Below are 13517 nucleotides of genomic sequence, written 5' to 3'. Positions count from 1 at the left end.
CGCGGCTGAGCAGGCCCACGCACCCGATTCGGAGCTGCTCGCGATGTTGCGGGACCCGGTGTTGCGCAACTTGTTCGAGGCAGATCTTCAGAGCCGGAACGGCACTGGCAGACCGCTGCTCGCTGAACTCAAGGGCACACAACTTGGCGGGCAGCCCGCCTGGCCGCGGCTCGGATCTGCCCGCGTGTGGGCAGAGATGCCCGGGCGCGATGCCGGCTCCTACGCAGGACTGTTGTGGGGCCTGTTCGACTCGGCGTTCCCCGGCCCCGGTCTTTCCCTGCCGGTCGAGCCGTCAGTTGATCAGCTGGCCGCACTTAGCGGGGCAGCCGACCTCCTGACCGCGCTACTGCCGGACATTGGCCGCGGCGTGCTCCGGCACGTCGGTTTGATCGGCCTGACCCGAAATGATTCGCCCGAAGGCCCCTTGCACTCAGTCTCCGGCGGCGACACGTTCCCCGCGACCGTATTCCTCGCTCCGGAGAAGCTGACCAACCCCTGGGATGCGGCCGGAGCCATCCTGCACGAAGGCCTCCATCTCGCACTTTTCGAGATCATTCGTTGCGGCGCAATGTACCGCTTTCAGGTTCCGGTCCAGGAGCCCGTCGTGCTCATTCCATGGCGAGTTCAGCCGTGGTCGCTGATGCGGGTCCTCTTCGCGCTCCACGTGTATGTCCACATGGTCCTGTTCAATCAAGTCGCTCAAACCGCGGCGCTGGATCTCCGCGAACGTTTTGGCGAACCGTTGCCAGGTACTGCGCGGAGTATGGCGAGCGTGTCGGTAGCCGGCTTCGCCACGCCGACAGAGCGAGCAACGTACCTGGCCGGCGAACTCAAGAGCCGATTCGGCCTCCTGACCCGGTATGGCCAGGATTTCGTTCACTGGCTGGAAGGCGCGTTGGAGGACCTGATCTCCCCCGCCGAGACAAAGATGCCGACCGCCAGTTATCGTGCTGTCCCACCTACCAGCGTGGTCCAACTGCTTGATCAGCAACGAGTCGTCGTTGCAATGCCGAACCCTTCCAGGCTGTGCTGGCTCAATCTCAACTCGTGGCTGATCTACTCACTGTGTGATGGCCGCGAGCGGACAGCAATTCGAGACGAGTACTTAGCTGCGGTTCACCACCTTCTTCCGCGGGCAGAGGCCGAGACACAGCTCGACGGCGGCTTACGCGAACTGGTCCGTCAAGGCTTGGTTGTCTCGACCTACGGCCATAGCTGAACCTTCAAATCAGAGGTGACGACGGTGACGACCGCAAGCTGCGGCGTATCGCTACCGACGATAATTCTGATAACACGCCGAACTCATCGGCGATACGGGTATCGTGATCGAATTCAGGACCTGCTGCCGTTAGGCCAACGACGGGCATGAGTGCAAGAAGGCATCATTTCCTCCTTTCATATGCAGCAGTGGCTGCAGACTGGCCACCAGTCCCCACAACTGACCCGTCCATTGAATGCACAGCATTTGCGTCGAAATAGATCACCACCCTGCAGGTCACTGTCACACTTCTGCTCGAACGCGCAATCCGATGCGCTTGCCGAGCTGTTCGGCACCAACAACCCAAGGAGGCGGTCACCTGCTCGTTGCACCTGCATCATGGCTCTGGTCATCTTGCCCACTCCATTTCCACTGGGACGGCGATTCCCTTTCTATTTTCGAGTATTGCGTCGGCCGCATTCAGATCCGCTTCACCTCCTCGTCGCCGGGTTCGCGTTCAACTTGCGAAGGACCACGCCTACCAGGCAGTCGGCGGGGATGTAGCCGAGATGTCTGGAGTCCATGCTGTTTCCGTCGTTGTCCCCGAAGACGACCACCATGCCGGCCGGAACACGAGGTGACCGGTCTCCGGTGAGGATCGGAGCCTTGTCAAGTGGAGCAGGATCTCCCGGCAGCGCGACGACACGCTTGATCAACAGTCGGGTCCCTTGCAGACCGTCGATCTGGACGTGCGCCACCTCGCGGCTGACGCTCGGATGCCGCAGGATGACGACATCACCACGGCGTAGCGCGGTGGGCCGGAGGCGCCGGACCAGTACCCGCTCTCCCGCCTCGAATGTGGGCTCCATGCTGATGCCGTCGACCCCGACCACGAGAAAAGTGCGCCGAACCCAGCGGGTCCCTCCGAGCGCTGTGAGGACGACGACCGCAGCAGCGGCTTCAAGGAGCGCCGAAATCATCGGCTCCCACCGCGGCTCGATATCCGCGCGCTTGTAGGCGGAAGAGGCGCGCGTAGTGGCCTCCGGCCGCCATCAGATCCGCGTGATCGCCGGACTCGACCACCTTGCCATCGGCCAGCACCGCGATGAGGTCGGCGTCGCGCAAGGTGCTCAGCCGGTGGGAGATGATGAGGTTGGTGCGAACCGAACTGTGCCTCCGCAGTCGCAGCTGGACTTCGTACTCCGCTTCCGCATCCAGCCCAGAGCTGGGTTCGTCGAGGATCAGCAGTTCGGCATCACGACGGATCAAGGCACGAGCCAGCGCGATTCGTTGCCACTGGCCACCGGACAGGAACACACCAGTGGATGCGTCGTCTCGGTCCTCCTCACTGAAGAAGATCCGGGTGAGCATCGTCTCGTACTGGTGCGGAAGCTGCTCCAGGGCGGTATCGATGCCCCCTGCCTGCGCCGCCGACCTGATCCGGTCCGGATCGTGCAGTGCGGCGAGGTCACCGACTGCGATGTTCTCCGCCGCGGTGAGGTCGTAGGACATGAAGTCCTGGAACACCACACCGATCCGCCGGCGAAGTTCGTCGATGGGCAACTGGCGCAGGTCCTGGCCGTCCCAGCGGATCGAGCCGCGGACGGGATCATAGAGTCGGCACAGCAGCTTGACGACGGTACTCTTTCCCGCGCCGTTGAGCCCTACCAGCGCCAAGGTCGCCCCCCGCGGGATGGTCAGGCTCACGCCTTGCAGCACCCATGGATGGTCGTCGCTGTACCGGAACCAGACATCTTTCAGCTCGATACCTTCCGCCAAAGGGACCAGCGTCGACCCAGGCGGACCGGACTCGAGATCCGTCGGCGCCTGCACGACCCATTGAAAGTGGTCGAACATCATCAGCTGTTGATGAGCCGACGCGGTCACCCTGACCATCGTCGTCAGCGCGGACTGGATGCCCGCTACGGCGGCGATGAAGACCGAGACGTCTCCGATCGTCAGTCGTCCGTTGCCTGCCGCACGGATCGCCCACCAGAGGCCCGCGCCGGCTACGGCCGCCGCCAGCAGCCCGAGCAGCCCCTGCGTCAGGAGCTCGCGGCGGTCCACCTGCCGATCGGCATGCTGCACCCGCTGGAGCTCCCGCCGCATCCGCGCCGCGAAGAACTGGCCCAGTCCATAGATTCGCACTTCCTTTGCAGCCTGCACATCAGCCAGCAAGCGCGAGTAGGCGAACTCGTAGCGAGTCGCCGTGCTGGTGCGCCACACCAAGTTGGCACGTCTCCGGCTGATCACCAGCTCAGCTCGCATGGTCGGGAGTACGGCCGCGGTGACCAGTACGGCCGCCCACGGTTCGATTGCGACCAACGTGCCTGCGAACCCGACCAATATCAGCATGCTCTGGATCGCGCTCAGACCGGAGTCGACCAGTTGCGCCGGCGCACTCCGGCCGGCCTGCTGCGCAATCTGAAGCCGATCACGGAAGCGCGGATCCTCGAACCGGGCAAGGCCGATCAGCCTGTTCAGCGCGCCGACCAGGTCCTGGCTGGCGCGTAGGTTCACTGACCGGCCCAGCTCTGCTTTGGCGTATTGCTTTGCCTGCGGCAGTGCTGCGCCAACTATGCCGGCTCCGCTCAGTAGCAGCGCGTACTGGAGAAGCTGGCCGCCTTGAGAGGGATGGGCCAGCAAGTCCAGGAGAATCTTGGTCAGCCATGCCATCACGACGGGCAGCAGACCGTTCGCCACGGTCAGCAGCGCCAGCGCAAGCACGTTGCCGGGCGCGCTCTGCCAAGCGATGGCCAACGCGGCTCGGGCATGCCTGAGCGCAGTCCCGAGTGACAGACCGTCGGAAAGTGCCGTCACGACACCGCCATACGATCCTGGCTGTCGGGCGCGAGTCTGGACGCGGCAACTGTTCCGCTGTTGTCCAGCACATAGACGGCGGGGAAGCCGGAAACCTTGAAGGCGCTGCTGATTGCGCCGCCGATCCGCTCCGTGACGACTCTCGCAACTGGCTCCAGTGATCGCACCAGGGACTCGGCCGCGCCCTCGTCATTGTCGACTACGACAACCGCGAGCACCCGCCCCTTACCCCGGGCCGTAGTGGCGGCATGCTCGACGAATTTCGGTACCAGATCCTTACAGGAGTCGCAGTTCGGCGAGAAGAAGCCGACAACTTGCCCGCCCAGCAAGGATGTCCGGTCGAACGCCTCGTCTTCGGTCGTGGTGGCAGCGAAATCGCCCGGCGAGTCACCGACGGCGAGCGTACTGTCTGCTGCAGTTCCCAGCGGCCATGCCGAAAGCTTCTCAGTGTGCTCTCGCAACCGTCCGATCACGCCGAACGTCAGCAGGAGATTCACCATGGACACGACGCCCACGACTATCAATACAGCAACTAGCACCGGCATCTCGTGCACTCCTCATGGGCTGGATCTGAACAGATAGACGATGTCGTCGAGCCTGATCACCACCAGCGCGGTGAGGAGGCCACTCGCTACGGCTGCGGCCGTCGCGGCCGGACTGGCAGTAGGACTGATTCCGTCGCTCATGATTCCCGAGGTCGCAATCGTCAGGAGGAATACATTGCGAGCCACATGGCGCCGGCTCAACGGCTCAGTGGCAGCTCCGAAGCAGCGACAGGCAACAACGGCGTTGCTCCGGACGATCAGCGTCGCGCCGACCGTCAATGCAGCAAGCAGGAACACGGCGAGCGCTCGACCGGCTGAGGGCGACAAAGCCATCAGAGGCGCCGTGATGGCCTCACCAATCAGCAGTGCCCATCCTGCGGGCGCGGCTGCTCGGCGAGGGACTGAGCGCAACCGTCGCAGCGACCGGACGAATTCACGGAAGTCCTCACGTGCCGAGAGCTTGCTGATCGCAGCCGCCGTAAAGACAATGGCGATCACGACTTGCGAGTAGACGGCAACGTAAGACATCTGTGCTCCTGTCTGGCAACCGAGCTAGTCGACCAGACCGAAGCTTCACCCTGGCTTCACGCGCTGACGATGGCGGCGGCCTCCACCTGAAGCCAAGTTGAAGGCGTGCAGTGATTTCGTCCCACCATGACACGAAAATCAGTGGGATTCACCATCGGTCTGGTCGCCGCGCTGGTCGGCGGGCTGGCATTCATCGCTTCACCGGCCTCGGCTGCGGACAAGACTGAGCAGTGGGCACAGATCGACAGTCTGGTCGCCAAGCAACTCTCGAACATGCCCGGCGGACACAAGGTCGCGCGTAACAAAATCGAATGGCCGAAACTCGGTGCAGTTATGGAATACCCGAGCCCCGATCAAACCATTCAGCTATCGGGCACGGTGCACAACTGCGCTCCTGGATACACCTGCCTGTACGGCGACGGCTGGTTCAACAGCCCCAACGTGCCGGCACGCCAACGCTGGCAACTGTCGTTCTACTACTGCAACCTGGTCGACCTGGGTGCCTGGGGCGTGCGGAACCAGGCGTCCTCGTGGGTCAACAACCAGCCGAATCTGAGGGCCGCTCTTCATCAGTATCGCTACGACTCCACGCCGGCAAATGGCTACGTTCAGCTGTGGGCGGCCTACGGATACGCCGAAAACGGCGACACCGGGCCCTCGAACGACAAGGTGGACTTGGTCGACCCCTGCTGATTGGCCGACCGGGGCCTCCTCCGGGAGGCCCCGCAGCGGGTATTCCAGGCTTGGCGGATCGATCGAAACGCATGAGGAGGTTGTGGCAACCATGCTTCCAGGAACGGCGGACGCCCGCCGGCACCCCGATCCCCGGCGCCACCGGCCTGGCGCTCGCCGGGGAGGTCAGCGTAGTCACTTTCCAACGCAGTGCACCCGTGACAAATGTCGTGGTTTGAATCCATCAAACACCCCGCCATCACGGCAAAATCATGGCCCCGGGAATGGGCCGGCGTGATCGGTTCCAGGACGCACCGCCTGGAGCAAGTGCTGCGTGGGTCTCCTGCTCCAGGCGGGCGTTCTGGTGCGAGCCCGGCATGGGGGGGCAGGCCGGCTCCCGGAAAGGCTAGCGACGCGATGCGTCAGATCGGCTTCAGCTGGGTCGGTGACTGTGGACAGGCTCGCCACGACGGCATCCGGCAACGGCGGATCGGGAGGGATAGAGTCCGGCTGCAGCGAGGCAGTGCCGTTGGCGTGGGCCGTGTGCAGATAGCAGTCGAGCAGCCGATCTCGCGCCGCTTGCAGGCTCGCGATCTCGTCGTGCTCCGCGCAGAGCTCTGACGCGTAGGCGCGCAGCAGGTTGTGCAGCGTGTAGCGCCCAGGAGTGGCCTCGGATGCCGGCCGCGCCGGAGATCAGGCAGAGCTGCGGACGCCCGTCCTCCACGGCACGGAAGGTCCGCTACAGCTCTGCGAGCTCAGGCCGCCGACCGCTCGAGGCACTGCAGTTCACGACGCCCTCTCCGGCCAGGTCGACCGAACGGACGGGAGGACCGACTGTCTCGTTGCCGTTGACAGGATGCACTACAGCCGGGCGCAACCCGCGCTTCCGGCGCCGGAACATTCCGCCCTGACGCAAGAGGACGCCGTGGTAGTTGATCGGGGCAACATTGAGCGCGAGCCGAATCGCCTCGATGTCAAGGTACGCCGGACATCGATCCCGCTTCGCACCATCATCACCACACCACGTCTCGACGCGCTGAAGCCGTTCTGAATGCGACTGCATTCATCCTTGGGCCAATGCGGCGGCAACCCGGCTGCTGATCGAATCCGCATTTCCACACATCAACAAAACCGACCGCTAAGGAAAATCAGATGACTTCGACGATCGATACGCTGGACGTAGTATTCGAAACCTTTGACCTGGACTACCAGGAAACGGTGGGGACATCCGGGTCCGCCGAGCTCGGCCCCCCTACGAAAACCATCACGGCCGCGACGTGCTTCAAGCACAGTTGCAACCAGTGTTGCGTCCATTCCGACTGGCGTACCGGCTGCTGACCCGTTGAACACTCACTCGTACGTGGTGGCGCCGCACGTGACCGCAAGGGTCGCGGCGCTCCCGCTGGGTCGCGCGGACGTGACAGCCGTCGATCTCGAACCGGATCGTTCCGGCTACACCGCCCGGATGGTCGACTACCTGCGGCAATTGACCGCGGACCCACTCGTGCGAGAAGCAATTGCCGTGTCGAGTTCGAGTTTGGCCGAGAGCCTCGACCGGATCAGCAATGATCCCACGGTCGAGCCGGCCAAGCTCGAACGAGCAGTTATGGCGGCATCACGCTACCTGCTGCGAATGTGTTCCAGGCCTACGCCGTTCGGAATGCTGGCAGGCGTGGCAATCGGCGAGTTCGGGCGCCACACCAAGGTTCGGGTCGGCGTGGACCACACCAGGTCGGTTCGCGTCGACGGCGGCTGGTTGTCCGAGCTGATCGATGAATGGCAGCGGCGTCCCGAGGTATTGACCAAGCTCCGGGTGGAGGCCAACTCACTTGCCATTGTTCGTGGTCAGCGGCTGGTCCTGAACCATGTTCCCTGGGAAGACAACGAGCGGGCGGCCGCGGTGCAGGCCGCGTCGATCCGGCACCTTCCGATCGTCGCTACCGCGATGGATCGAGCGGATAGGCCCATCGCCTATCGCGACCTGGTCCGGGCGCTCGGGGAGAGTTACCCGGCAGCGGAAGCCACGGCGGTCGAGCGAGTCCTCATCACGATGATCGACAAAGGGTTTCTCCTCACCGAACTGCGCCCACACCCAGCGCTGGATGGTCTCAGGCATGTCATGAGCCTCGTCCCGGGTACCGACATCTCCGAATCGCTCACCGGCGCTCAGGAGGCAATCACTGCCTATCAGGAAACCTGCGTCGGCGAGGGGCTGACGGAGTTGGAGTCGGCCTTCGACGTGCTTCGGAAGCTGAAACCCGCAGCCCGGCCGCCGATACAGGTGGAGCTGAAGTACGACCTCGACTTCAGCCTCCCGCCGCCGGTTGCCCGCGAGGTGGAGCAAGTCGCCTCGCTCTTGAGTCGGCTGACCTCCGAGCGCCCGCAGCACCAGTACATGCAGGAGTACCACACCGCATTTCTTGAGCGCTACGGTCTCGAGCAGACCGTGCCCTTGCTCGAACTACTCGATCCTCATGCCGGTCTGGACGCTCCGGCCGGTTATCAGATGCCGGCGACGTCACGACGCCTGGAACGAACCGCCGCCGAGGAGCTCAGCCGTTCCCGGACCTCGACTCTCGCCCGGCTGGCCTGGACAGCCGCCAGGGAACGAGCCGACGTCGTCCTCGATCCGCAGAGCATCGACGCTCTGACCCCAGACGACCGGCTTGCTCCGCCCGCCCTGGTGGAGCTGTGCGTTCAGCTTCTCGCCCGGTCCCCTCGTGCCCTCGATGACGGAGACTTCGTGATGGCTCTCGCGCCGGTGGCCGCAGTTCCACTACCGAACTCCATGTCCGGTCGATTCGCCCGGGATCTCGGAATCGAGCAGCGCCTCCGTGACCTCCTGGCCGAGGTCGACCCCGGTCGTGCATCGGCCCAGGTCTTCAGCTACCCCACGACGGCCCGGGCCGGCAACGTGGCGACTGTTGCCCGGCTCGCGGACCAGTCGCTACCGGTCGGAATGTTCACCGACCCGGACGACGACACCGTACTGAGCCTGTCCGACATCGTCGTCGGGGCTACCCCCCAACATCTGTACCTCGCCTCTCGGCACACCGGGACAGTCCTGCGACCGGTCTTGATGCACATGCTCAATCCGAGCCGCGAGCTGCCGAATGCTGCCCGTTTTCTGCTGGATGTGGAGGCGCAGCGAGACCGCGGTATCCAGGGCTGGGACTGGGCCGGCCTCGACTCGTTCCCGAGCCTGCCTCGGGTGCGGTACGGCAGGACAATCCTTGCTCCTGCCCGCTGGCGTGCTGATGCCGCTCTGCGCACCTCCCGCGAGGGATGGCGGCAGTGGTGCGACCGGCTCGCCACGTGGCAGCAACGGTGGGAAGTACCCTCCAGAGTCGAGGCATCGATGGCGGATCAGCGGATCGAGTTCGACCTCGAGATCGACCTGCACCGCCAACTGTTGCGCCACACGCTGCGAAAGTACGGCGACTTCCCGCTCTCGGAGAGCCTGATCGCCGACCGGTCGCAGCTGGGATGGCTCGACGGAAGAGTGGCCGAGCTGGTGTTCACCTTGACCAGGCAGGCCACGAACAAATCGAGTCGCGAACAGATCACCGTCGCGCCGCTACGCTCCGAGGAGCAGCACCTCCCCGGTGGGGCGTGGCTCTATGCAAAGGTCTACGCCACCGAGCAATCGCACGATCAACTGATTACGCAGGAAATCTCCACCTTGATCGACCGGTTGCCGGGCGGGCTGGATTGCTGGTACTTCGTCCGCTACCGCGACCCGGACAGTCATCTCAGGCTGCGCTTCAAGGGCAAACCGGAGGTCTTGTGGACAGAGCTGCTGCAGCAGCTCAACGACTGGGCCGGCACAGCCCGGGCGCGGTCGATGATCCGAAATTTGGTTCTCGACACCTACCAGCCCGAGACCCAACGGTACGGCGGCCCGCAGACAGCGGCCGCAGTACACCAATTCTTCGAGGCGGACAGCCGCGCCGCGATACGCCAGCTGAGCCTGCTTGCGGCGATCCGACCGAAGCTGCCGATCGAGGTGCTGGCAGCGATGAATGTCGTCGACATCTTGGAGTCTCTCGGCGACTGGGACTGGCCCGCGTGGGCGGTCGATACGATTGAGCGGACATCCACCCGCGGCATCGACCGGGCGCATCGGCTGCTCATCGATCCGGCGGACTCCTGGGCCCGGCTCCGAGCCGTGCCTGGCGGCGAGGAGTTGGTGTCGGCCTGGGGGCCACGGGCACAAGCTGCCGACGGATACGGCAAGTTGCTGTTCAGCGGTATCACCTCCCAGCACCGGGTCAGCGCTGCTGTCGCCAGCATTCTTCATATGCACGCAAATCGCCTGATCGGGATCGACCGTGCGGCAGAATCGCGTGCGCTCGCGCTCGTGCGCACCTGCGCTCAGTCGCTGCGAGTCCGGGGACTCCGATGACGGCGCTGCAGTCGGCGCTCCAGACCTGCGTTGCGACCGTCAGCGAACGACTCGCAGATCAGACCACAGTCGAGCGTATGACGCTTCATCCCGATCCATGGATCGGGATCGGCGATACCCGACGCTCCCGCTGGATGCCCGTCTCACTGGCCAGCGGGCCACTGAGCATGGCCTTGCTGTTTGCTGAGCTCAGCCATCAAGATGCCGGCCATCGACGTCTTGCACACAACTACCTCATCGCGGCCACAGAGCACGCGGGCGCGGCGCCAGTAGGCGGCCTGCAGGGAGGCCTGTGTGCAGTCGCGTTCACCGCACGATCGGCCGCCCGGTCCAGCGCCGACTATGCGACCTTACTGAGCAAATTGGATGCGAAGATCACCGGCCACGTCGCGACGATTATCAGGGCCGAACGCATCCTTGTTCCAAGCGAGGGCGGCTGCTCCTTCGCTGCGACCGACGTGATCTCCGGACTCGCAGGGATCGGCCGCTACCTGCTCACCCGGCCCGGCCCGGCTGACGAGTCGCTTCACGAAATACTGCGGTTTCTCGTCGAGCGCGCCGACCCGTTGCGGCTGAATGGTACCGAGCGCCCGGGGTGGTGGATCCGCCATTCGCCCTCACCGGAGATTCCGGACCTCGATGGGCACGTCAACTACGGCTTGGCCCATGGCATGCCCGGCACTCTCGCTTTCCTGTCGCTTGCCTGGCACGCAGGTTGCCGGGTCAGCGGGCAGGACGACGCCATCCATCGAATGGCCACCTGGCTCATCACTGAGCGCGGAAGGTATTCGGCAGTCCCCTTGTGGCCGGCTTCTCTCAGCTACGCCGAATACTTCGATGGAGCGCCGGCGCAGCGCCCCGTCACGGCACCGTCATGGTGCTACGGCGCCCCGGGGACCGCCCGAGCGATCCAGCTCGCGGGGCTGGCACTGGCCGAACCGGGTTGGGGGATCGAAGCCCGATCGGCAGTTCACGAAGTGGTGGGCTGGTTGGACGCGGGTGGTGACCTGGGCGAGACGATGCTCTGTCACGGCTGGGCAGGAGTCTTGCAGACCCTGTGCAGGATGAACGGCGACTTCAAGGACCCGGTGATCGAGCGAGCCATCGACCAGATCGCTGCTCGCCTCCTGGCGGAATACGACGAGGTACTGCCGTTCGGATTCCAGGCCAGGCAGATGGCTGACAGTCACCACCTGGATCTGCCAGGCTTCCTCGAAGGAGCCGCCGGGATCGCCCTGGCTATCACCACCTATACCTCCGGCAGCGTCTTCTCAGGGTGGGACAGCGCTCTGATGCTCGCATGACCACGGAACAAAGCGTTGCCGAGGATCAGCTCCAGGCGACAACGTGGACCGCACATAACGAACAGGCGTTCACAGCAACGCTCGGAGGGATGGTCCGGACTCTGCCGAGCTTCGCCCGGATCGTCGTTCGGCTGGCGTGGCAATGTTCCCGTAGCTGGACAGTTGCCGTCCTGATTCTCCAGCTCGTCGCGGCCGCGGTGACCACCGTCGGGTTGCTCGGTGCCGCTCGAGTTCTTGCTGAAATTCTGGGCGCGACCGACCTCCGCAGTGGAGTCCTCAGCGCGGTACCGACCATGGCGATGCTGGCCGGTCTCTCGGTGGCCGGGGCACTCGCACACGCCGGGGTTGCCGCAGGGGAGGCCAGGCTGGCGCCAGGAGTCCGTCGGCTGGCAGAGGAGCAGCTGGTGACCGCCGTCTCCGACGTAGAGTTGGCATCGTTCGACGAGCCTGATTTCCACGATGCACTGATCCGGGCGCGGGATCGTGGCGTCCACACCATCGACTCCGCGGTTGTTCAGCTGATTGAGCTGCTGGGCAGCATCGTGTCACTGCTGGGCGTTGGCACTGCTCTCGGAGCATTGAACCCTCTCCTGCTCCCGCTCCTGGTGGCATCGACTCTGCCGACAGCCTGGGCAACGATGCACAACGCACGTCTGGGATACGCGACGTTCTGGCGGACGATGGCCATCACCCGGCGGCTTCGGCGAATCTGTGAACTGATGACGGATCGTGAGTCTGCTGCGCCGGTGCGCGCCTTCACTGCTCGATCGTTCTTGCTCGGGCGATACCGAACTCTCGCGAGCCAGGTCGAGTGGACGGAGGTTCGCCTCCGCTGGCGACAGACGCGCCTAGAACTTGTTGGTCAGACAGGAGCCGGGACGATGGTCCTTCTCTCCTACGCCGTCCTGATCGGGCTGGTGAGCTCTCAACACGTTGCGGTGGCAGCAGCCGGCACCACCGTCATCGCGTTGCAGAGCGGTCGTGGCACCCTGGCCCGAGCGACGATGGTGATGAATCTCTTGTACGAGCAGAGTCTCTACGTACTCGACTTCGGTCAGGTTCTGGACCAAGCCAAGTCATCGTGGCGGTCCACAGACAAACCGCCCGTCTCAGGCAGCCCGTCTGTGATCGGGCTTCGCGGTGTGACCTTCCGCTATCCCGGTGCTGACCGCGCCGCAATCTCCGGCCTGGATCTCACCATCAGCCGCGGCGACGTCGTGGCTCTTGTCGGCGAGAACGGCTCCGGCAAATCGACATTGGCCAAGCTCCTGGGCGGTCTCTATCTGCCTGATCAAGGCCAGATCACCTGGGACGGCGTCGATCTGGCCACAGTGGACGCAGAGTCGATCCGGGCCCGGGTCTCGTCGGTACTTCAGGAGCCCAGCCATTGGCCGTTGACCGCGGAGCAGTACGTCACCCTCGGGCAGCCGCCTCGGTCGCCGGAGGAGCGGGCTCGGCTCGAGGAGGCGCTCCTGGCCAGCGGATCCGATGCTGTGATCGGTGCGCTGTCCGCGGGCTGGAACACCTTACTTTCCAAGGAATTCAAGGGCGGTGCGGCCCTGTCCGTCGGCCAGTGGCAGCGGCTCGCGCTCGCACGTGCGCTGTATCGGGAAGGCGAGGTCCTGATCGTCGATGAACCGACCGCACCCCTGGATCCGCGGGCGGAGGCCTTGGTCTACGAATCGCTGCGCCGCGCCGCCGGCCACCGCACCATTGTTCTGATCACTCATCGACTGGCCAGTGCCCGAACCGCCGACCAGATCGCCGTCCTTCGAGACGGCCGGTTGATCGAACTGGGAACGCACGACGAGCTGATGGCCCTGCTCGGGCACTACGCCGACCTCTACACCTTGCAGGCCGGGCCGGGGCACTAACTGGTCGTCAAGATCCAAGGTGGTCAACGTGTGCAGTGGGCACTGGCACGGCGACCTCGATCACGCTGCTCAGCAACTTCCTGGCCAGTCCGGTCGCTCGCGGAAGCGCTCGAGACTTGCGCGGTCATCGTGATAGCACCCGACTGGCCTGCTATGAGATCTGTCCTTGAG

General features: G+C 64.5%; 10 protein-coding genes. 6 read left to right on the top strand and 4 right to left on the bottom strand.

What is annotated here, in order from left to right; translation table 11 throughout:
* The first annotated feature begins 43 nt into the window (after positions 1 to 43).
* Positions 44 to 1219, top strand: a complete 1176-nt coding sequence (locus G3I17_RS22110; protein WP_164599304.1) for an HEXXH motif-containing putative peptide modification protein — start codon at positions 44 to 46, stop codon at positions 1217 to 1219.
* Between the two features lie 470 nt (positions 1220 to 1689).
* Here G3I17_RS22110 and G3I17_RS22105 read toward each other — a convergent pair whose 3' ends face one another.
* From G3I17_RS22105 to G3I17_RS22090, 4 genes are read right to left on the bottom strand one after another with little or no spacing between them, the layout of a single operon-like run.
* Positions 1690 to 2178, bottom strand: a complete 489-nt coding sequence (locus tag G3I17_RS22105; RefSeq protein ID WP_164599302.1) for a S26 family signal peptidase — start codon at positions 2176 to 2178, stop codon at positions 1690 to 1692.
* Positions 2159 to 4018: an ABC transporter ATP-binding protein gene (locus G3I17_RS22100; RefSeq protein ID WP_343238375.1), complete on the bottom strand. Its 1860-nt coding sequence runs from the start codon at positions 4016 to 4018 to the stop codon at positions 2159 to 2161. Before G3I17_RS22100 ends, G3I17_RS22105 begins: the two co-directional genes overlap by 20 nt.
* Positions 4015 to 4563 (bottom strand): thioredoxin-like domain-containing protein, encoded by a 549-nt coding sequence (locus G3I17_RS22095; RefSeq protein WP_164599300.1) that lies wholly within the window; start codon positions 4561 to 4563, stop codon positions 4015 to 4017. The genes G3I17_RS22100 and G3I17_RS22095 overlap by 4 nt, the downstream gene beginning before the upstream one ends.
* A gap of 12 nt (positions 4564 to 4575) precedes the next feature.
* Positions 4576 to 5091 carry a MauE/DoxX family redox-associated membrane protein gene (locus G3I17_RS22090; RefSeq protein WP_164599298.1) on the bottom strand — a complete coding sequence of 172 codons (516 nt, stop codon included), beginning with the start codon at positions 5089 to 5091 and terminating at the stop codon, positions 4576 to 4578.
* Positions 5092 to 5232: 141 nt separating this feature from the next.
* Between G3I17_RS22090 and G3I17_RS22085 the strand changes: the two genes are divergently transcribed.
* The 5 genes from G3I17_RS22085 (at position 5233) to G3I17_RS22065 (ending at position 13346) form a co-directional block, all read left to right on the top strand.
* Entirely contained in the window at positions 5233 to 5784 is a 552-nt protein-coding gene (locus G3I17_RS22085; protein WP_164599296.1) for a hypothetical protein, read from the top strand.
* Between the two features lie 835 nt (positions 5785 to 6619).
* The gene (locus tag G3I17_RS22080; RefSeq protein ID WP_164599294.1) at positions 6620 to 6814 is read left to right on the top strand and encodes a hypothetical protein; all 195 of its coding nucleotides are present in this window, start codon (positions 6620 to 6622) and stop codon (positions 6812 to 6814) included.
* Between the two features lie 291 nt (positions 6815 to 7105).
* Positions 7106 to 10168: a lantibiotic dehydratase gene (locus G3I17_RS22075; RefSeq protein WP_164599292.1), complete on the top strand. Its 3063-nt coding sequence runs from the start codon at positions 7106 to 7108 to the stop codon at positions 10166 to 10168.
* Complete coding sequence (locus G3I17_RS22070) at positions 10165 to 11472, top strand: lanthionine synthetase C family protein (protein WP_164599290.1); 1308 nt, start codon at positions 10165 to 10167, stop codon at positions 11470 to 11472. Before G3I17_RS22075 ends, G3I17_RS22070 begins: the two co-directional genes overlap by 4 nt.
* Complete coding sequence (locus G3I17_RS22065) at positions 11469 to 13346, top strand: ATP-binding cassette domain-containing protein (protein WP_164599287.1); 1878 nt, start codon at positions 11469 to 11471, stop codon at positions 13344 to 13346. The genes G3I17_RS22070 and G3I17_RS22065 overlap by 4 nt, the downstream gene beginning before the upstream one ends.
* Positions 13347 to 13517 lie beyond the last annotated feature (171 nt).

The sequence above is a fragment of the Streptomyces sp. SID13031 genome (assembly GCF_010548305.1).
Lineage (GTDB): Bacteria > Actinomycetota > Actinomycetes > Propionibacteriales > Kribbellaceae > Kribbella.
Note: the sequence above shows the minus strand (reverse complement) of the source record. Positions and strands in the feature narration are given on the sequence as shown.